The organism is Aliirhizobium wenxiniae (assembly GCF_014201355.1).
Classification (GTDB): domain Bacteria; phylum Pseudomonadota; class Alphaproteobacteria; order Rhizobiales; family Rhizobiaceae; genus Neorhizobium; species Neorhizobium wenxiniae.
Map to the genome: position 1 here is coordinate 229039 of NZ_JACHEG010000006.1, position 18512 is coordinate 247550.

General features: G+C 56.8%; 17 protein-coding genes and 7 pseudogenes. 15 read left to right on the forward strand and 9 right to left on the reverse strand.

Annotation, left to right across the window (positions count from 1 at the left end; all coding sequences use genetic code 11):
- Together HNQ72_RS22470 and HNQ72_RS22475 are read left to right on the forward strand one after the other, a co-directional pair.
- Positions 1-1545: a response regulator gene (locus HNQ72_RS22470; RefSeq protein WP_183995471.1), complete on the forward strand. Its 1545-nt coding sequence runs from the start codon at positions 1-3 to the stop codon at positions 1543-1545.
- 75 nt (positions 1546-1620) lie between these two features.
- A pseudogene (locus tag HNQ72_RS22475) lies at positions 1621-2372 on the forward strand (IS5 family transposase); the annotation flags it as partial.
- Positions 2373-2823: 451 nt separating this feature from the next.
- On the opposite strand, the pseudogene HNQ72_RS22480 reads toward HNQ72_RS22475, so the two are convergent.
- Positions 2824-3514: pseudogene (locus tag HNQ72_RS22480) on the reverse strand (GGDEF domain-containing protein); the annotation flags it as partial.
- Between the two features lie 69 nt (positions 3515-3583).
- Positions 3584-3817: pseudogene (locus tag HNQ72_RS30665) on the reverse strand (PAS domain-containing protein); the annotation flags it as partial.
- An 833-nt stretch (positions 3818-4650) separates the two neighbouring features.
- Here HNQ72_RS30665 and HNQ72_RS22490 point away from each other — a divergent pair.
- Complete coding sequence (locus tag HNQ72_RS22490) at positions 4651-4968, forward strand: Rmf/CrpP family protein (protein WP_183995473.1); 318 nt, start codon at positions 4651-4653, stop codon at positions 4966-4968.
- Positions 4969-5231: 263 nt separating this feature from the next.
- Here HNQ72_RS22490 and HNQ72_RS22495 read toward each other — a convergent pair whose 3' ends face one another.
- Positions 5232-5642 carry a hypothetical protein gene (locus tag HNQ72_RS22495; RefSeq protein WP_183995475.1) on the reverse strand — a complete coding sequence of 137 codons (411 nt, stop codon included), beginning with the start codon at positions 5640-5642 and terminating at the stop codon, positions 5232-5234.
- Between the two features lie 222 nt (positions 5643-5864).
- Here HNQ72_RS22495 and HNQ72_RS22500 point away from each other — a divergent pair, with 222 nt between their 5' ends.
- The 4 genes and pseudogenes from HNQ72_RS22500 to HNQ72_RS22515 all read left to right on the forward strand — a co-directional run bounded on the left by HNQ72_RS22500 (position 5865) and on the right by HNQ72_RS22515 (position 8324).
- Positions 5865-6734, forward strand: a complete 870-nt coding sequence (locus tag HNQ72_RS22500) for a TIGR02587 family membrane protein (protein ID WP_183995477.1) — start codon at positions 5865-5867, stop codon at positions 6732-6734.
- A 7-nt stretch (positions 6735-6741) separates the two neighbouring features.
- Positions 6742-7152, forward strand: coding sequence for a TIGR02588 family protein (locus HNQ72_RS22505; RefSeq protein WP_183995479.1), 411 nt, complete (start codon positions 6742-6744; stop codon positions 7150-7152).
- Between the two features lie 446 nt (positions 7153-7598).
- A complete protein-coding gene (locus HNQ72_RS22510) occupies positions 7599-7829 on the forward strand; it encodes a hypothetical protein (RefSeq protein WP_183995481.1) in 231 nt (76 codons plus the stop codon).
- Between the two features lie 12 nt (positions 7830-7841).
- Positions 7842-8324 (forward strand): annotated as a pseudogene (locus HNQ72_RS22515) (cupin).
- A gap of 503 nt (positions 8325-8827) precedes the next feature.
- On the opposite strand, the gene HNQ72_RS31345 reads toward HNQ72_RS22515, so the two are convergent.
- Both HNQ72_RS31345 and HNQ72_RS22525 read right to left on the reverse strand, forming a co-directional pair.
- The gene (locus HNQ72_RS31345) at positions 8828-8902 is read right to left on the reverse strand and encodes a DUF2934 domain-containing protein (RefSeq protein ID WP_183995684.1); all 75 of its coding nucleotides are present in this window, start codon (positions 8900-8902) and stop codon (positions 8828-8830) included.
- A gap of 35 nt (positions 8903-8937) precedes the next feature.
- A complete protein-coding gene (locus tag HNQ72_RS22525) occupies positions 8938-9216 on the reverse strand; it encodes a hypothetical protein (protein WP_183995485.1) in 279 nt (92 codons plus the stop codon).
- 170 nt (positions 9217-9386) lie between these two features.
- On the opposite strand from HNQ72_RS22525, the pseudogene HNQ72_RS22530 reads away from it, so the two are divergent.
- Together HNQ72_RS22530 and HNQ72_RS22535 are read left to right on the forward strand one after the other, a co-directional pair.
- A pseudogene (locus HNQ72_RS22530) lies at positions 9387-9621 on the forward strand (cold-shock protein).
- A gap of 464 nt (positions 9622-10085) precedes the next feature.
- Positions 10086-11039, forward strand: coding sequence for a L,D-transpeptidase family protein (locus HNQ72_RS22535; protein ID WP_244654469.1), 954 nt, complete (start codon positions 10086-10088; stop codon positions 11037-11039).
- Positions 11040-11292: 253 nt separating this feature from the next.
- Here HNQ72_RS22535 and HNQ72_RS30670 read toward each other — a convergent pair.
- Together HNQ72_RS30670 and HNQ72_RS22545 are read right to left on the reverse strand one after the other, a co-directional pair.
- A pseudogene (locus HNQ72_RS30670) lies at positions 11293-11621 on the reverse strand (flavodoxin family protein); the annotation flags it as partial.
- A 76-nt stretch (positions 11622-11697) separates the two neighbouring features.
- Positions 11698-13323 (reverse strand): sensor histidine kinase, encoded by a 1626-nt coding sequence (locus HNQ72_RS22545; protein WP_183995489.1) that lies wholly within the window; start codon positions 13321-13323, stop codon positions 11698-11700.
- A gap of 467 nt (positions 13324-13790) precedes the next feature.
- Here HNQ72_RS22545 and HNQ72_RS22550 point away from each other — a divergent pair, with 467 nt between their 5' ends.
- The 3 genes from HNQ72_RS22550 to HNQ72_RS31355 all read left to right on the forward strand — a co-directional run bounded on the left by HNQ72_RS22550 (position 13791) and on the right by HNQ72_RS31355 (position 14798).
- Positions 13791-14129, forward strand: a complete 339-nt coding sequence (locus HNQ72_RS22550) for a hypothetical protein (RefSeq protein ID WP_183995491.1) — start codon at positions 13791-13793, stop codon at positions 14127-14129.
- Between the two features lie 76 nt (positions 14130-14205).
- Positions 14206-14424 carry a hypothetical protein gene (locus HNQ72_RS31350; RefSeq protein ID WP_183995493.1) on the forward strand — a complete coding sequence of 73 codons (219 nt, stop codon included), beginning with the start codon at positions 14206-14208 and terminating at the stop codon, positions 14422-14424.
- Positions 14403-14798: a hypothetical protein gene (locus HNQ72_RS31355; RefSeq protein ID WP_183995495.1), complete on the forward strand. Its 396-nt coding sequence runs from the start codon at positions 14403-14405 to the stop codon at positions 14796-14798. The genes HNQ72_RS31350 and HNQ72_RS31355 overlap by 22 nt, the downstream gene beginning before the upstream one ends.
- Positions 14799-15096: 298 nt before the next feature.
- On the opposite strand, the gene HNQ72_RS22565 is transcribed toward HNQ72_RS31355, so the two are convergent.
- The gene (locus HNQ72_RS22565; RefSeq protein WP_183995497.1) at positions 15097-15339 is read right to left on the reverse strand and encodes a DUF6894 family protein; all 243 of its coding nucleotides are present in this window, start codon (positions 15337-15339) and stop codon (positions 15097-15099) included.
- Between the two features lie 817 nt (positions 15340-16156).
- On the opposite strand from HNQ72_RS22565, the gene HNQ72_RS22570 reads away from it, so the two are divergent.
- The 3 genes and pseudogenes from HNQ72_RS22570 to HNQ72_RS22580 all read left to right on the forward strand — a co-directional run bounded on the left by HNQ72_RS22570 (position 16157) and on the right by HNQ72_RS22580 (position 17857).
- Entirely contained in the window at positions 16157-16879 is a 723-nt protein-coding gene (locus HNQ72_RS22570) for an MOSC domain-containing protein (protein ID WP_183995499.1), read from the forward strand.
- A gap of 95 nt (positions 16880-16974) precedes the next feature.
- Positions 16975-17618 (forward strand): annotated as a pseudogene (locus tag HNQ72_RS22575) (SDR family oxidoreductase); the annotation flags it as partial.
- Positions 17619-17650: 32 nt separating this feature from the next.
- A complete protein-coding gene (locus HNQ72_RS22580; RefSeq protein WP_183995501.1) occupies positions 17651-17857 on the forward strand; it encodes a hypothetical protein in 207 nt (68 codons plus the stop codon).
- 339 nt (positions 17858-18196) lie between these two features.
- Here the strand turns inward: HNQ72_RS22580 and HNQ72_RS22585 are convergent, their stop codons facing one another.
- Entirely contained in the window at positions 18197-18499 is a 303-nt protein-coding gene (locus HNQ72_RS22585; protein ID WP_183995502.1) for a hypothetical protein, read from the reverse strand.
- Between the last annotated feature and the right edge of the window lie 13 nt (positions 18500-18512).

Consider the following 18512-nt stretch of genomic DNA (forward strand, 5'->3'; position numbering starts at 1 on the left):
ATGGATCAGGTATCGTTTCTATTGGTCGACGACCTCGAAGAGAATCTGCTCTCTCTTGAGGCCCTGCTACGCCGCGAAGGGCTGAACCTTTTAAAAGCGCGATCGGGAGACCAGGCGCTGGAGCTCTTGCTGGAGCATGATGTCGCCCTCGCTCTGATCGATGTTCAGATGCCAGGGTTAAATGGCTTCGAGCTTGCCGAACTTATGCGTGGCAATGAGCGAACCCGGCGTGTCCCGATAATTTTCGTCACGGCCGGCAACACCGCAGATAGCCGCTGGCGGTTTCAGGGTTATGAGGCCGGCGCGGTCGACTTTATCCAGAAGCCAATCGAGCCAGACGTCCTGCGCAGCAAGGCTGAGGTGTTTTTCGAACTCTTCCGTCAACGGCAGCAAATCGCAGAACAAAGGGACGAGCTTCAAAAACAGGCCGAGGCGCTGAAGGAAGCCGACCGCCGTAAGGACGAGTTCCTCGCCACGCTGGCGCATGAGCTGCGCAATCCGCTGGCCCCACTTCGCAATGGTCTCGACATTCTCCAGCGTAATCCAGCAGGCGAAAATTCCGGCGAAATCCGCAACATGATGGATCGACAACTTGTTCATCTCGTCAGGCTGATCGATGATCTTCTTGATGTTTCCCGGGTCAGCCAGGGAAAAATCGAACTCAGGCGAGATACGGTGCGGATTGACGGAATCATCAGATCGGCGATTGAATCAAGCCGCCCGCTAATTGACGCGGGAGGGCACGAGCTGATGGTCGATCTGGCTGAGGCTTCGCTCTGGGTTGACGGCGATCAAATCCGCCTGTCGCAGGCGATTGGCAATCTCCTCAACAATGCCGCCAAATATACTCCGCGCGGAGGTCAGATCAGCATTGTTGCCGCAGCTGAAGGGCAGCAGGCCATAGTGAGGGTGACCGATAATGGCGTCGGAATACCGGAGAACATGAAGGCCAAGGTCTTCCAGTTGTTCACACAGATCGACGACCATCTCAATCGTGCACAAGGCGGCCTCGGAATTGGCCTTGCTCTCGTCAACCAACTCGTTGAAATGCATGGCGGCACGGTTGACGCCCACAGTTCCGGGCCAGGAACAGGCAGTACATTCACGATCAGGCTTCCTCTTGTTTCCGCGCCACAGATCATCACGACCAGTGAGCCGCAGACTATCGAACTTTCCTCGTTCCGATCGTTGAGAGTACTGGTGGTCGACGACAATCCGATCATCGCCGATACGCTCGGAATGATGCTTGAGGATATCGGCCATCAGTTCGAGGCGGTGCATGACGGCAGAGAGGCGCTGGATGCCGCGATGGACTACGGTCCCGACGTCATCCTGCTCGATATCGGACTTCCAGGCATGGACGGGTATGAGGTCTGCAGGGCATTTCGCAGCCAAGCGCGGTTTCAAAATACCCCGATCATCGCGCAGACCGGCTGGGGTCAGGAGCGCGACAAGGAATTGGCAAGTGAGGCAGGTTTCAACTTCCATCTGACAAAACCGGTTCCATTGGGGCAGCTTCAAAAAGTGTTCGCCGATCTGGCCTAACGTGCCACTAGGCAGTGTCCCCATAAACAGGGTTCATCTTGGCAACGGTGTGTGATTCAATCTCTTTGAAAGGAGATTGCCATGCGCCGTCACGAATTGAGCGACGAAGAATGGACTATCATCGCACCGCTTCTGCCGACCAATACCCGTGGAGTTGAACGTGTTGACGATCGCCGAGTATTCAATGGCATCCTTTTGGCGCTTCAGAACCGGATCGTCCTGGCGCGACGTGCCGGAACGTTATGGCCCGCGCACGACACTCTACAATCGGTTTTCCCGCTGGCGCAAAGCAGGTGTCTTGGATGCCTTCTGGGTGCCGTTTCAAAGTGTTACGACGGCGATATCGTGATGATCGAATCATCCTGTGTCCGCGTTCACCAGCATGGTGCTAATGCTAAAAAGGGGGCTGCCGATCCTTGCATGGGACGTTCTCGCGGAGGCCTGACGACGAAGATCCATGCTCTTGTCGATGCTGATGGCTTGTCGGTTCGCCTGGAGCTACCGCATGTCAGGCGGCCGATGATCCTATGGCTGAGAAGCTGTTGAGCGACCTGAAAACCGGCGCGACGATCTTTGCCGACAAAGCATACGACACTGATGCAATTCGTAATTTTGCCAAGCAACGCAAATGCTGGGCGAACATCCCCAAAGGCCAATCGAAAGCAGACATTCAGCTCCAGTCGCTGCGTCTACCGTTAGCGCAATCTCGTCGAACGGTTCTTCAACCGCATCAAGCAGATGCGCGCCTCGCGACGAGATACGACCGGCGTGCTGACAACTGCCTCGCAGCTCTCAAGCTGGCAGCGACAAGGATATGGATTGCCTCAGCTAATGAGTCCGCGTCCTCGGATGTACTTGAGACTTCCGTTTATGTTTGTAGTGGCCAGACCCGCCCAGGGATTGGCTCCCGCATTGCCCTTGCCGAAACTTATTCAGCAGCTACCTCTAATAAAAGGAGTATATAGCCGGAAGAATGACATCGCCCGTGGTCGCTTTTGTCCTGTCCTTGGCGGAATCGTTTGTCGTATGGAACGGTTTTGCCGGTAGCAGTCGGTCCCGGCTAGCTTACGCTTAGCCTCCTGCGGCTGCTTTTTCTCCACCAAAACCGTGTCGAGAATTCCCGGGTTCCTGCCCGAACCGGGCGTTGCTATGCTGAACGCTCCGATATTCTTCAATGTCCTTCCCGGATCTCGGCTTGCCGCCGGTTGATCCGTGCGAGCAGCAACTCTCTTCGATCTGCTGTCGTGCTGCTCGTTGCTCCAGCCATCTTCCGAGGCATTACCGCGGACGAGCCCTTGTCCGCACCTCGCCGCCGGCTCTATCCGAGGTGGCATAATGCGCCCTCTTATGATCGTACATCAATGCGTCCGCGCGCCGAACGACCGCCTCGATCGTCTCACCGATTTCGCTGGTTGCGACTCCGTAGGACATGCTGAGCGGCGCGTTGGAGTAAAACTGAAATTGTTGATCTTTAGGAGTTCCATGATCGTATCGACCATCGAGCCTGCTGCTTTTGCGTCGGCTCCGGGCACGAGTACGGCAAACTCGTCACCGCCGATCCGGCACGCATGGTTCGATACCGAGACGGCACCATTGAGGATCTCGCCGAAACGCCTCAGCAGGCCGTCACCGGCATCGTTACCGAGCTGATCGTTAGCTTCCTTCACCCCGTTGAACTCGATAATGATGGCCGACACCGGGCGAAGCGACCTGCGCTCCAACCGGTTCATCTCGTCGGCGTAAAAGGCGCTATTATATAGTTTGGTCAGCACGTCGTGCTTGCCGAGATATTCGAGATAGGCATCCGCCTTCTTGCGTGCCGTGATGTCGCCAAGCGCCACCTGCACGCGTGACCAATCCATCTCTTGGCCCGGAAAGACCGAGAAATGCAGCAGGATATGCCGTACGGAGCCGTCGAGGGCGCAATTTATGCCTCGCGATGATGAAAAAGGTTGCCGCTCCAGAGCTCTTCCGCCTTAATCAGAGACGTGAGCAGCCTCCCCGGGCTGATCGACTGGCACAACGATGCCACATATCGGACGGGCACCCCATCCTTGTCCCTGAACCCTTTTCCGAACAAACAAACGCTTACAAATTGACCGTCCAAATTTAGAACCCGGCAATGCTCCTGTTGTGCTGTGTGCTCAACGAGGCTTTCGCGAATCGCTTTGGCCAAGCGAGGCAAGTCGTCAGGCTGAACGAGAGCCAGATAATCCTCGATCGGCAGCCCTCGTTCAGCCGAGACCCCGGTTATCCCAGATAAACGCGCCAGCGCGCCATCTGCCTAAAGCAAGTTGTGTGGCAGGTACCAGGTAAAAGAACCGGCGTCTGGCGCTCTATAGAGCAGGACGTTACTGCCTGTGCTGCGCCCGCATTCGTGCTTGTGTCGTTATTCTGTTCGGATTGCGCAGCGCCCTGGGTGCCGCCCGGAGCGCCACAGTTTGTGTTCGAGCTATCGCCGGTCTGGCTACCATCCTGCTATCACCGCCAGAGTTATTACTGCCGTTAGATTCGCTGTCGCTACTGGTAGCGCTGCTGTTGCCACCGTCACCGCTGTTGTTGCCGCGACCGGTTCCGCTGCTTTGAGCCACGGCCGGAGTTGCCAGATTCCGTTCCGCTGTTCTGTGCGCTCCGCATCCGGAACCTCCGGAATCTCCTCCTAATATGGTGATGAGCAGGACTTAAAAATGGTCGGGCCACAAGACAAGAATTTTCTTCAAGAGAAGACAGAAGCGCCCGCCGCGAGAGCTAAGAACGCAAAGTTGGGCCGCGGCTTCATCATAGTACTGAGCTGTTTTGCAGCCTTCGTATTTTTGCCTTGGTTAATAACGCGGTCTTTGGGCTTAGCTTCGCGTGGGGGCGTCTCCGTACACGGTCTTGTCATCAGCCAAAAGTAGCGCACCTGCACCTGTGTTTCGCCAGACAGGATCCCCTCCCGGACCTTAGGCTCCTTTTACAAGAGCGGACCTTTTGTCGTGTGTGCTCCTCAAGCTTCGTTCCAGTTGGTTTCCTGTCGACCGTGAGGATTAGGGTTGTCATAGGAAGGGCGATTGAAGTGGGAACTTGCATCTTTAAGTTTTATGTCATTAACTTGGGGATTTCATCGTGTCTGCTGAGGATGTTAAATTTTCACAATGCTTTGACTATGGGCGCAGAGCTGCGAGGATCGGGATGCCTCGCACAACAAATCCCTACCTTGAAGAAGGCTCGATTGAACTGGATGCATGGATCGAAGGGTTCGAAACCGTGGCCAACACGGAGATAATCCCGATCGAGCGAGTGCATCTTTTTCATCGCGGCAAAGAAGCGGCCGAACGGGGCGAACCCGCATCGGTGTGTCCATATACAAATGACGACAATCCTGAGCGGATGGAAATATGGCTTTTGGGTTATGCGCCACATGTCGAACCGCAACCAATTTAATAGGACGGCGTGTGCCACGGCACGCCCTTCTGAGCCGCAGGAATTCAGCCGTCGCTTGGAGGCCCTATGTTTCTAAGCTGCCAAACTGTCTTGTGATTGTAGAAACCTCCGCCCTTTGGCGGCCAAAAGAGGTTGCCAGGGACTATCCATAAGGCCAAGGGCAATGCCCAGCAGGCTAAAGTCTATGTGAAAGATGTTGTCGACAGGGCCTTACCTACAAACAGAACCCCGGCACAGTATGTCGAGGTTTTCTTCGCACGCGATTAGATTGTTCCCGGGAAATATTCTGGTTGGGCGCTATCGCCAGGATCTTCGGCTACCGCCAACAGTGCGACAAGCGCATCATGTTGTGGCCCGGCAGGGCCTGCGTTGAGAACGTCCCGAACCGTCGTAACTGTCGCATGGCCACCTGACGGCAGGTTCCCACGATGAAGCACGACGATTGCACCGCGATCATTTTTCCCGATCGACCAAGTGTCACCGTTTGAACTTCGCGAGAATTCTTTGACGTCTGAGAGGTCAGATGCCGCGGGCAACATTTGGGCTTTCTCCAAATGCCCGTGATCTGCGGAACGCAGATTGGCCTGGGCCTCCTGCAAAAGAGTTTCACGGTTTTCGTCTGCGTGTTCGCCGGTCCGCGCAGCATCACTGGCCAGGTCGAGCTCTTCTGGCATATTAAGTCCTCTCTCAATAGTTGAATATCCGGTCCACCACCCAGTTAACCGGCAGGGTCGATAACGGTTCCGAGGTTGCCGGAGAGCAAGAGAATCCGGGACCATCCACGATCGAAACTTCCCTTGCTCGATCCCGCTTATGCGCTGCAAGTACCCTGGCCCTTGATGGCGCGGAGTCTATTTAAGGGAGGTGGTAATTTCGCATTTTGAGGAGAAGCGGCATTGAGTATCGCGACGAGCGGCCGGGATTTCGACACCTCCAAATTTTTCGGAGGAATTGCACGCGGTATTGCAGGGGCACTCCTCTTCGCACTACCTATGCTCATGACAATGGAGATGTGGGAACTGGGCGTTTATATGGATCGCAGCCGTCTCCTGCTCCTGCTCCTCCTCAACATACCTCTGCTGATCGTTCTTTCCGATAGGGTGGGCTTCGAAGAGACCTCGACATGGAGGCAAGCAATCCGCGATGCGAGCATTGCCTATGCTCTTGGCATCCTTTCCAGCGCTTTGATCCTTGTCGCGATTGGGGTGATCAAGGAAGATCAGTCAACGCACGAAATAATCGGCATGATCGCGCTCCAGGCCGTTCCTGCGAGCATTGGTGCGATGCTGGGCCGGAGCCAACTCGGTGGGCAGTCGGGCGATGACCATCACGGAGACGGAAGCGCCGATGATGACCCTGTTCACGAAAGGGAGACAAGCTACGCAGGTGAGCTGTTTCTCATGGCTGTGGGTGCCTTGTTTCTGAACCTTAACGTCGCCCCCACGGAAGAAATGATCCTCCTGTCGTACAAGATGACGCCTTGGCACGCCCTTGTCATCATCGTCGGCTCGCTAGCCGCCATGCACGGCTTCGTGTACGCATTGTCGTTCAGGGGAAGCCATGATCTTGCCGAGGGAACGCCAAGCTGGCATGCCTTTGTTCGTTTTACATTGCCTGGGTACTTGATCGCTGGCTTGATCAGTGCCTATTGCCTTTGGACGTTCCATAGAACCGATGACATGGGATCCACCCAAATCCTGATGATTGTCGTCATTCTGAGCTTTCCCGGCGCCATTGGCGCGGCGGCGGCTCGACTAATCCTGTGAGGCTCCGATGACGAAAATCTCGAACGGCAGAAACATCGAAGCCAGCGCGCCCCACTGGATAGAATGGGTGACAGGTGCGATATCGGCGATAATCGTTCTTACCGTCATCGTCTGGATTGGCAAGGATGGCATCCTGGACCGCGACAGGTCGCCGGACCTCCATGGGCAGGTCGTGCAGACAGAAGAGCGCAGTGATGGCTTTCAAGTCCTTTTCGAAATCCACAACGATTCCAGTGTCACAGCGTCCCAGGTGAAAGTTCGAGGAGAATTGAGAGATCAAGGCTCGGTACTGGAGAGCTCCGAAAGCGTATTAGATTATGTTCCCGGGCACTCGAGAGCTGGTGGAGGGCTGATCTTCCGGCAAAATCCAGCGGGGAAAGAGCTGACAGTCAGACCAACGGCTTTCGACGAGCCGTGATCCGAAATCGTGCTGGGTACATCCGCAGTCAGATGCGTTGGTCATTGCGTTCAGCGAACGTAGGATCACTGCCCCCGGCCTCATTTTCGGGTCCGAGGCACTTTCTAGCGAGCCGGCGGCGCTAATGAGAGAACCGTGAACCGAACACGCGGAGTGCTCATGATCGCTGCGGGTCTGCTGGCTACAGAAAAAAAGGCGCCAATGCGCCGTCAACCAAACCTATGGTGGGCGACCAAGGAGATCAGAGTGGTTGACGATCGCATCGGAGCTGTCGCTATTCTGGCTGACGCCAACTAACCTGTCACGTCCCCCGGCCCAACATGAGGCGAACCCAGTTATTGACGTCATTACACCCAAGGCGAATACCACCACCGACGGCCGGCTCTGGAACTATGGCTGGCTCAGACAGTTCCTCCTCCCGATAAAGCGTGAGGTGAATAAATTCGATGGAAAACGCATCAAAGAATTTAGCCGATCAATACCGGCGACTTGGGGGTCGTCGCGTCGCTGTGATCGACGACAATCTCGGTTCCTCGCGCGACTGGGATGGTGACCCGCCAGAGGCGGCCAAATTCTGGAAGGAGCGCGTAGCCAGTTTGACTGATCGGGGGCGCCGCGATGTGGAAAGCTTTCTTCCGTCTCTGAATGACGAGAGCGACGAGCCTGCATCGAGCTGAACAGGAATAACCATGGATGTTGATGCCATAGTGTTCGAAAGCAGTGACTGGGTGCCGAACAATCAACGGTTGCCTGTATTGCGCTACAGGGTTGATGTGGCTGAAGCCGAAGAGGTTGACGCGTTGTTTGCCAAGTATGGCTGGTCCGGGATCTGGACAAACGGCGTTTACGACTACCAACACTACCATACGGGAGCTCACGAGGTGCTGGGCGTGAAGCGGGGCTCTGCTAAACTGCTGATTGGCGGACCAGATGGCCACGCGTTTAGTGTTTTGCCAGGGGACTGCCAGGTCCTTCCGGCCAGCACCGGGCACAAAAATCTCGGCTGCTCGCACGATTTCCAAGTAATTCGGTGCCTACCCTCCGGGCCAGCACGCGGACATACAGCACTCGCCCCCGCCGAAGAGATGTTGTCAAGGATCGCCTCCCTTCCCTTACCTCGCACCGACCCGGTTCAAGGCATATCCGGCATTCTGCTCGATAAGTGGCGATGACCTTCTGTTCCGATGGGGCGTCAAACCTTTCCTTGACAGACGCGCTTAATGCTCTCCCTCCCGAAACGTAAAAAGCCCCACGCTTGATGAAATCAGGGGCATCGTTGAACAGAGACCAAGCGACGTTAGCTTCGTGCCGGACTGCGAGCGCGCCGATGATGTCGCGCGCTGCTGGCGGAATGGTGTGCCAGCGGAGCCGGTATCGCCTACTGCCAATCGGGGCGGTCACAGTGATCGCCCCGGGAGCAACATCTGATGTTTGACCTAGTTTCGGTCTGACGCCAAGCTCCGACTTCACATGAAGACCACATCCCTTTTTGTGGCTGTGAAACAGGAACTCACGTGCCGCCCTGATCATCCCCGGTGGTTAGGTCCCAGGGCTTGAGACCAACATCTGTCGGCCGTTCAGATCGACGGTGCGTCGCACCGACACCCCCTTCGCAGTCAGCCGACGCCGACCATGTCTGCGGCATGCCAGAGTCCTTCAGATCGTCGCCAGCCTCTTACCAATGACGGTCCTGCTGGCCATGTGGTCGACCCGCCCCTTGCCATCTCTCATATGAGCGCGCACGGCTAATATTCTTCGTCTGTCATAATGGTCCTCTTAGAATCATCAGAGGAAACGACGATTGACTTCGTTGCTTATCATTGGGATCGCGACAGCGGTTGCTGTTGGGAGCCTGAGGGCCTGGATCAGCCTCCCCAACGCGAATGTTAAGCCGACCGTTGTCGCGATCCTCAACCAAGGGTGCGGGTCAGTCGGGGCGTACTCGACGTCAGACACACTACGAATTTCCGCCAGCCTTTCCTGGAGATCAGCCACCTTGGCGCGTAGGCGACGTACCTCGCTCATCGCATCCTCCCCGTTCAAGTTGTTGTTCTGCAAAATCATCCGCTTCCTCCATGTTTCATCACGGAAGAAACGATGCATGAAGGAAAAAGATGCATAGTACCCCCTTTTGAAACAGTGCTCAGATCCATATGACAAGCGAATAGCGAGCACGCGGGACAGAGCGTCGAATCGGAAAATCTTTGATGTTCACAACAACGATCGGTAATTCAATGCGGTCGCAATCAACAGACGAGGAAATCACGGCAACCGGTGCGGTGAAATTTTTCGCACAGGACAAAGGCTTTGGGTTCATCACACCAGACAACTGGCGGTCCGGACGTATTCGTCCATATTTCGGCTGTCGGGTTCGACGGTTTGCTGACGGATGGTCAAAAGGTGAGCTTCGACGTCGGACACGACCGCAAGACCGGCAAGTCGAAGGCCGAGAACGTGACCGTCCTCTAGAGACCGAACGGCCCCTGCGATAGTGGGGCCGTCTGACCTTGGCGCATGCCGGAAAGTTTTGCAGCGATAGGAAGGCCGAATTGCCAGGAGCGATCACGATAGACCACGAGGACCTCCGTGCCGGGTCGTATTATTGGGCTCGCAGCAGTGAAAGCAACGAGGCGGAGATTGTGCAGGTCTCCGACATTTTTGGGTCCGCCAAAGAATACTGGACTGTCGCGACCATTGGGTCCGATCAGCACCGCAGCCTGAATGAGTTTGATTTCCTCATCCGCCTGCTTAAGCCATAGGTGAACACAGCCTCAAAAGGACATCGCAATAGCGAAAGGTAATACAGCCTTGCGCGTTCGGGACGCGCGTTCTGCCCTGACCACCGCACGAACAGCCGGAACAAACAGGCCATGCGCGGCTTAACTGCTCATGAAAAACCATCTCATGATCACCGCCCTGGCTGCTGCCGTTTTTTGCTTTGCCCATCGCTCGCAGCGGCCATTGATGCTCAGGCGGTAACCACTGCGAAATTCCAGAGCGTGCCTCTGAAGAAGCCCATGCAGATGCCGCCAGAGCCCGATGCGGCGATCGTCAAGCTCCAGGTCCTTCTTGATCGTGCCGGCGTCTCGCCCGGGGTCATCGATGGATATTTTGGCGACAACTTGATCAAAGCAGTTGCCGGCTTCGGAGCACAGCAAAAGCTTGCAGTCGATGGAACGCTGGATCAGGAAGTGCTTGCGCGGCTGACGGATGCGGTGCCTGCCGTGCAAGCCTACGCGATCACAGCCGAGGACGGCCAAAATCTCGTCTCAAGCATACCGCAGGACTATGCCAAGCAGGCGGAACTGCCGCAGCTCGGCTACACTTCGATTGCCGAGAAGCTGGCCGAACGCTTTCACATGGACATCAACCTCCTGAAGTCATTCAACCCGACGGCTTCCTTTGCCCCTGGCGAGACGATCGCTGTCACGATAGCCGGCAACCCAAAGAGCGGCGTTGTGAAGCGCATAGAGGTCAACAGGACGTCCGGGCAAGTGGTCGCGCTTGCTGAGGATGGTTCGCTGGTCAGCGTTTATCCGGCAACAATCGGCAGCGATACCCCCTCCCCGACGGGAACTCACGAGGTGAAGGGCGTATCAAAGATGCCCGTCTACACCTACAATCCGGAGATCAGTTTCCAGCAGGGTGACAACAAGAAAGTTCTCGAGCTACCCGGTGGTCCAAATGGGCCGGTTGGAAGTGTTTGGATTGATCTTACCGAACCAACCTACGGCATCCATGGTACGCCGGATCCGGAACTGATCGGGAAGGCTGGCTCGCATGGGTGCGTGCGTCTCACAAATTGGGACGTCGAAGGGCTTGCGGAGATGGTGAAGCCAGGCGTCGTGGCGGAGTTTTGTCAAGTGACTGTAAACGCGCGATTATAAACCATAATGAACGTGCGTGTCTCGCGACGACGGAAATCCAACGAAATTCCCCGCCTTGGTCTTCCGCGGAACAATATGGAGATCGCGTGCTCATTCCAGGCCGGACATTGTGCCGAGTGCATTCGTTAGAACTAGAGATTTCAAGCAACACCGCATGGCCGGCCCCGATGTAGATCTCGGGCCCGACGTCTCCCCCAAATTTGCTCACATCGTCCACGAGCTGGCCGCGCCCTGGGGTACGGCGCCATAGGACAACCATCCGCCCTTGGTCGTCGGTCTCTTCGAGGAAGGCGTCCATGCGTTCGAGGACGCGAGATGCTGTCGGGCTGCCCCATGCAGGGTGCCGAGGATGAGGATGTCGGCCGCAAGCAGCTTCTTACGGACGGCCGGCCAATCGTCGCCAGGCCCCTCGTCGGAGGTGACGCCCGGAAGGATGTTGTGATCGGCGAGACGGATGGTCTCAGTCTCGACGCCGGACTTCGCCATCTCGGCTGCGATGAGTTCCAGCATGCGGTCGGTCGAGGACGGTTCACCGCCGCTGCGCTTGAGCGTCGAATTGAAGGCAAGTGCTTTCAGGGACATGGTCATCTCCGCTTGTGGAGTGGGTGTAACCATGCGCGATAGAGGTTGTTCTGATACGGGTCGGGAATGAACGACCTTATTCGCTCAGTGTCATCCGGAACGAGAAGCGCGTCTCTTCGTCATCGGAGGTGACGTGGATTTTTCCACCATGTGCCGCTGCGATCTGCGAAGCGATGTAGAGGCCTAGCCCCAGGCCCTCAACGCCGGGCTTCGCTTCTCCCCGCTTGAACGGGAGGAAGAGCTTCTCGATCTGCTCCGGCGGGATCGGCAGGCCACCATTGATGACCGAAAGCTCCAGCTCGCCGTCGGCGATGCGACCGTCGATGCAGATCGGCTTGTCCTCGGCCCCATGGGTGATGGCGTTCGCCAGAAGGTTGGAGACCATTTGCGCCAAGCGGCTATGGTCGACGGTGGCTTGGCCGGCGAAGGTAAAGGATGCCTTGATTTCCCGCTCGCTGTGGGTCGAACGCAGCTCGTCGACGACATGCTGAAGCGTGGTCGCCAGGTCGGCGCTCGAAAGGTCGAGGACAACCCCACCGCCCAGGCGCGTGCGGGCGAGATCCATGACGTTGTCGACGAGGGCCGACATCCGCGAGATGCTGGCCTTCATGAGCTTGAGGATGACCGGGCTTCGATCCGTCCAACCTTCCTTGAGAATGCGGGAGGTTCCGGCGTCGACCGCGGCGAGCGGATTGCGCAGGTCGTGTCCCAGGACGGCGATGAACTGCTCGCGGAGTTCGGAAAGCTCACGCTCGTAGTCGAGCGATGCCTGCGTGTGGACCAGCCGTTCCGCTGCGTCCAGATGGTGGGCGATCAGCTCGGCGAAGAGCGTGAGGCTGCCCAGCACCTGTTGATTGTTGACTTTGGCAGGGGCGGCGCTGATGGCGCAGAGCGTTCCCCACATCGTTCCGTTGGACAGCAGGATCGGAACGGAGATATAGCTGCGCAGGCCGTAGGTCCGGGGCGTATGATGGTCGCAGTAAGCCGGATCGCTCACCGCGTCGTCAAACACGATTGGTTGGCGATGGTCGCGGATCTCGTCGCAGAGGGTGCTCTCAACTGGGAGTTCATCGCCAGGACCGAGGCCGAAGCCCACATGATCTAGAGACCGGCAGGTAATCCAGCGGTTTTCGGTCACGCGCGCAACGGCCGCGAACCCCATCCCGGTCATGCGCAGAACGACGTCCAGTATGGTGGGAACGGCAGCGATCCCGGCAATCGTCTCGATGTCCTTCGAGAAGTCCTCATTCTCCTCGTAGGCCTTCACTGCGGCATTTGAAGCGGATGCGACCCGGCCAATATTCTCCACCGCCGTCGCGGCAGCTTCTGCGAGCGCCTCGAGGATCTCGATCTCCAACTGCGAGGCGGAATAGTTGCTCGACCAGTAGGCGCCGATTGCGCCGACGGGATCGTCAGGCCGGATCGGTACCATTGCGACGGCCCGAACGAAGGTCTCGGCGTAGAGGTCGTAGGGAATCCTGTCGTCCTTCGCGATGTCAGGGACGACGACAGTCTGCTTATGAAGCATCGACCATCCGGAAATACAAGACGTCGCCGGGAACTTGCTGCCCTTCCAGAGCGGCCCGACGGCGTCCTCATCGACGTAGTGGCAAAGGTCTCCGTCCTTGCGGATGATCGAGATCCCCTCGCAACCGATCAGCGACCGTGCGGTCGAGTGGATGGTCTCGACGACCTCGTCCATTGTCCGCGCACGCGCGATCAGGGACGTTGCCTTGGTGAGGCTGGCAAGCGGCGTGGATGGCGACGATACGTGATCGAGCAAACTCTGTTCTCTTCATTGTTCGGGCATGCTGCCGCAAGCTGGAAGGTCGCATATTTTCTTATAAATATCAAAGTATGAGAACTGGCTCCGGGCCAGCGCGCCGGCCACTATTGCTATGCCCACGGGTTCTATGCCCATGTGCGGACCGCGAGATAACCGCAGCCCCTTGCTCCTGCGGTCAAAATCGTTCCCCAAGCCCACATCGAGGCTAGCGCCGACGCAACATAGGGTATCTGTGCCACGCAAGATGATTGGGGGGCGTCCGATACCGTACGTCAGCACAATGCCGCGCCAGCATCTGGAACATTTGTTGGCATCAATGCTTAGCCTCGTCAGTCCAACGCGGTGGATGACCGCCGCGGCGTTTCAAGGAGGATAAGAGCGCTATGAAATACGACCCTAATCTCGGCTTACCCGCACAAGTTGAGGATCTGGAAACGAAGGACCTGGCCATTCCAGTATCGGCTAAGAGCCCGTCAACATCAGTTTCCCGTCCGCTCCATACCTCGGATGCACCACGTGTCGATCAGGCGCTGCGTTCCGTTCTTGAACATCGTAACGACCCTTATGTTGAGCCCAAGGAGAGGTTTTCGGCACTGCAAGAAGAGGTCGACAGTCTTCGGTATCGCGCATCGGATGAAGTGCGCGTTCAAATTCGTAATAATCCCTGGCAGGCAGTCGGGATTGCTGTTCTCGCCGGATTTCTGTTAGGGATCGCGCGATAGGTCCACGCTCGCGGGGGCGAGCGGTTTCCCATCTGATCAACATCGATGAGACACTCGCGTCCGAGGTCGCTCATCGGTGGCAATGGCCGCCACGCCGGAAGCAACACCGGCGGCCAAAGCAACACGACAAGATCTTGAGCCGTCCCCGGCACTCGGTATCGTCGAGCGTGAGCCGAAGCGTTTCGAAAGGCGCAAGCTTCGCATTCTCATCACCGACGGTGTCGATGCGAAACTGCTGAAGGCTCTGACGAGTGCTGCCTTGAAAGGAAAGGCTTGGGCAAGCTTATCGCACTGAAGGTTGGCGGCGTGACGGCATCCGACCGAAGCTTTTATCGCGGCACACCATATGATCGAGCTGGCCCCTCGGTGCTCATCGACGCTGTTGCCCTACTTCCCGCCGATGCAGGTGTGGAAGATCTGCTGACTGATGCGACCGCACGGGATTTCCTGGCAGAGGCGTTCCAACATCGCAAGTTCATCGGCTATAACCACGTTGCCCTGCCATTGCTTGAGAAAGCCGGTATCGCGAAGCACATCGACGAAGGTGTCCTGAAGCTGTCCGGCGGCGTCGCGACTTTGACAAATTTTGTCGAAGAGCTTGGCAAGCTTCGCCTATGGGGGCGTGAGCCGTCAGTTAAGCTCGGCTCGGCATCGGCAACTAATGCTTAAAGACAATTATTCGGCGCGGGTCTTGGACTTGCGCCGATGTCTTTGACGTCGACCTCGGTGCAGGTAACGGTCACCTAACTCGCTGAAAGGCCCGCGGCGCCGTGCCACTGTAGCACTGACCGTTTACGCGAGCCACGTGCCTCGGAAAAATCCTCGGCCGCGTTGGTACGGCATCGTACCCTCGGCCTACTTTTCTCTTTTGTCAGGAACCCGACGAAGAGTAATCTGAAGGTAGCTGTGGAGGCGGGTGATCGACCTCACCCGCCTTGCATGCGCATTTCTTACTTAAGCGGATATTTTAACCCTGGTGCAGCCGAAGCACGTCGCGAAATTTGACGGTATCAACTACAGCACCACTGTCGTCTGTTAGCTCAAACGACTGCCCATCTATCTCTTCTCCATTCAAAACACGCTGTGACAGAAGTTCGCGAGCCGAGCGAACGGCTTCCGCACGTGCCGTTTCGACGTTCTGAAACTCGGCACCTTCCGGATCCTTGAACAACCGATCCCCTTCGCGAATATGGAAATAAAATCGGATCATAGCTCACTCCCTGATAACCCCTGCATAACTTGAGAAAGCCTCATAGGTTGCCTGCGAACCTTTTGTTTTTATGGATATCTCGCTTCGTCGCACTAGGCAGCTGAATAGATGCACGCAGGACACAGGGACTGATCTAATGAGCTGTATGACGAATAGGATCCTATCAATGCTTTCGAACGATGTCGTTACACGGCTGAGGCCTCATCTCGAGCCAGTCGAGTTTCAGCGGGGCGAGCACCTGTTCCAATCCGATCAACAGCTAGGCCACGCGTTCTTTTTCAACGGAGGACTATCCTCTGAAATCTCGGTGGTAACGGCGACAAAACCATTGAGGTCGGGTGTGCATCGGGTTGGAAGGCCTTCGGAGCGCTCCGGCGGTTCTCGGTGTCGACAGCACGCCGCATTTCGCGTTCATGCAATGCGGGGCCCCGGATTGATAACAGAGATTGGAAGTCGTCAATCGTAAACCAGCGGAACTCCGAATGCTCGTCTCCGAGCTGGCGCGGAGTACCCCCATCCCGTATCCGCACCCTGAAAATGTGGAAGGGAGATTTTTCTCGGGATCGTCGTCTTCATAGAGAGTGGCAACATGATCGAAGGCTCGAAGCGCGACATCGAGCCCCTCACCCTTTTCGACATGGCCGCCGGCCAGATCCCACTTTTTCACACACCATTACAAGCAGCACCCGTCCATCGTCGATAAACGCGGCACATACAATTTCCGACATGAGCAGACCTTTCAGGGCTTCATCTCAGTCGGGAACTCGAAGGCCGTAGGCGGTGTTCCACACTGGCGATTACAACGATGAGGACCTGAATGAGTGAGACTTTTGGGACAATCAAAGAGATCTGGCGCTTTCCTGTATCTTCAATCGGTGGTGAGGGGCTAGGTGCAGCTTCGGTCGGCTTCGATGGGATCGACGGGGATCGCACGCACCTGCTGATCGATCTCGATACTGGCGAGGTCGCGTCACCAGAAACCCAACCACGTTGGCGCCCAGCCCTGATGCTGTCGGCCTGTCGATCCGGCGACGACGTACTGGTTTCATCAAACGCATGGAAAATGATGCCGGTTGGTCCAGAGCTTGACGCGCGACTAAGCGATTTTATGACATTTCGCTGCGGCGTGCGGCCAAGAGGCACTTTCCTGGAACGTGACGTATTGCAAGCCAGTAGTGTCCAACCGCGGTATGACGTCGCGCCACTCCACTTTCTAACGCTCGACAGCCTTTTAGATCTGGCGTCATTGTTGCCCGACAGCGCGATAGATCACCGGCGTTTCCGGCCGAACGTTGTCTTGGCGGCGGACAGTCGTGAAGATGGTTGGCCAGGCTTTGACTGGGCAAGCGGCTCCGTCGCGGGAACAATAACAGAAAAGACCAAACGCTGCGGTATGACGATGGTGGCACAGCCGGCCCTGCCTGAAGACCCGGAGATCCTGCGAGCGATCGTGAGGCAGCGAGCGCGACGCCTCGGCGTTTACGCCTCTGTGACACGGGTTGGGGAAGTGTCGGTTGGCGACGCATTCGTTCTTTCGTAATCCGGCTCGACAAGCAGAAGACGGTTTGGCTGCTCAACCGACCTGACGATCGCACTCGAGACGATATCTCCCATGTCGCGTGCGCTCGTAATGCCCTGGATGAAAGGGAGCTTGTGGAGCAAGAACGGGACGGAAACGCAATGGAAAAGGCCGGACGCAGGGCAATCCTGGTGCCCGGCGACATTCAATACGCCCCGCACTGCAAGGAAATCATCGACACGGCAGTCTCGCAGTTCGGGGGCATCGATGTCCTGGTCAACAATGCCGCTCACCAGGCAAGTTTCAACGACATCGGGGAAATTCCGAACGAAGAGTGGGAAGTGACCTCCGTACCAACATCCATGCGATGTTCTATCTGACGAAGGCTGCTGTGCCGCACATGAAGTCGGGAAGTGCGATCATCAACACCACGTCGATCAATGCCGATAGTCCGAGCCCGCACCTGCTCGCCTATGCCACGACGCAAGGCGCGTTCCAGAATTTTACGGCAGGCCTTGCTCAGATGCTGGCCGACAAGGGTACCCGAGCCAACTCCGTCGCTCCTGCGCCGATCTGGACATCCCTTATCCCATCGACCATGCCGGAGGAGAACGTCAGGAACTTCGGCAAGCAGGTACCGACGCAGCGCCCAGGCCAGCCCGCCGAACTCGCGACCGCCTACGTCATGCTGGCCGATCCAATGTCGAGTTACGTCTCTGGCGCGACGATTGCAGTTACCGGCGGCAAACCGATCATCTAACATGAGAAATCGCAGGACGAAGGAGAAATCAAATGTCCAAACCACAGGATGATGCAAAGGGTCAGTACGCCCCTTCGCAGGAAGATCGCCACGCGACCGGCGTCCACAGTGCCAAGCCAACCGTCGTGACAGGTTCGGAAGACGCAACCGTCAGCCGGACCCCGCCGGGCCAAAAGAAGGAAAAGGATTTCGATCCAATTTACGACCCGATAGAAACAAGTGGCAAACCTGGCGCGTAAACCTAACCCAAAAGTCTGAGCGAAGAGTTCGGCATGAGCGATGCAAAAGAATTTTCGATAAGCAGCAATGGAGACCGTTGGTCCCTCGAGGAAATCGGCGGTAATATGTTTGTCCTCCATAAGGCAACGAGGCATCCAAAGGACATGAGACCCGCACCGCGCTTACGGCTTTTCTCGAACGATGTGCCGGAAAACCAGAACACGCTGCGCTGCTTCAGGTGCTTGGAACATGTCCCTTCAAGGCTGGATGAATGATTGGCGACTGACGATAGCGCGCCTGATCTATGCCACTATCCGTTTCGAACCTGGAACCAGGCGGGGCCGACGAACCGGGATTCGCTAGATTCCCGATCCGTCGAGCTCTTCTTCGCTCCTACCCTGCCACGCCGGTACAGTCATATGATCGAGCTCGGCTGAAGGCATCGGCATCCAACACTTCAGTTCGGGTTCAGTGTATTCGATGATCAAACCAGGTGCAGAATCAGAGGAGCGCCAACCTCCCTCGCCGAATTGATCGCCCTTAGACCAGTAAGCCAGATCAACCGCTCCCGGCCCCTGTTCTGAGGGACGGATTGTCACAAGGATCCGGCTGCCATCTCTCGGCGCGGTACGCATGTTTTGCCAGCGATCATGTTCTGCCATTCGTTCCTCCTTG

Coding starts and splice junctions, on each gene's coding strand:
- HNQ72_RS22470 (WP_183995471.1), top strand. CDS start 1: ATGGATCAGGTATCGTTTCTATTGGTCGACGACCTCGAAGAGAATCTG.
- HNQ72_RS22495 (WP_183995475.1), bottom strand. CDS start 5,642: ATGCCAGAAGAGCTCGACCTGGCCAGTGATGCTGCGCGGACCGGCGAA.
- HNQ72_RS22505 (WP_183995479.1), top strand. CDS start 6,742: ATGACGAAAATCTCGAACGGCAGAAACATCGAAGCCAGCGCGCCCCAC.
- HNQ72_RS22510 (WP_183995481.1), top strand. CDS start 7,599: ATGGAAAACGCATCAAAGAATTTAGCCGATCAATACCGGCGACTTGGG.
- HNQ72_RS22525 (WP_183995485.1), bottom strand. CDS start 9,216: ATGATTTTGCAGAACAACAACTTGAACGGGGAGGATGCGATGAGCGAG.
- HNQ72_RS22545 (WP_183995489.1), bottom strand. CDS start 13,323: ATGGACGAGGTCGTCGAGACCATCCACTCGACCGCACGGTCGCTGATC.
- HNQ72_RS22550 (WP_183995491.1), top strand. CDS start 13,791: ATGAAATACGACCCTAATCTCGGCTTACCCGCACAAGTTGAGGATCTG.
- HNQ72_RS22565 (WP_183995497.1), bottom strand. CDS start 15,339: ATGATCCGATTTTATTTCCATATTCGCGAAGGGGATCGGTTGTTCAAG.
- HNQ72_RS22570 (WP_183995499.1), top strand. CDS start 16,157: ATGAGTGAGACTTTTGGGACAATCAAAGAGATCTGGCGCTTTCCTGTA.
- HNQ72_RS22580 (WP_183995501.1), top strand. CDS start 17,651: ATGTCCAAACCACAGGATGATGCAAAGGGTCAGTACGCCCCTTCGCAG.
- HNQ72_RS22585 (WP_183995502.1), bottom strand. CDS start 18,499: ATGGCAGAACATGATCGCTGGCAAAACATGCGTACCGCGCCGAGAGAT.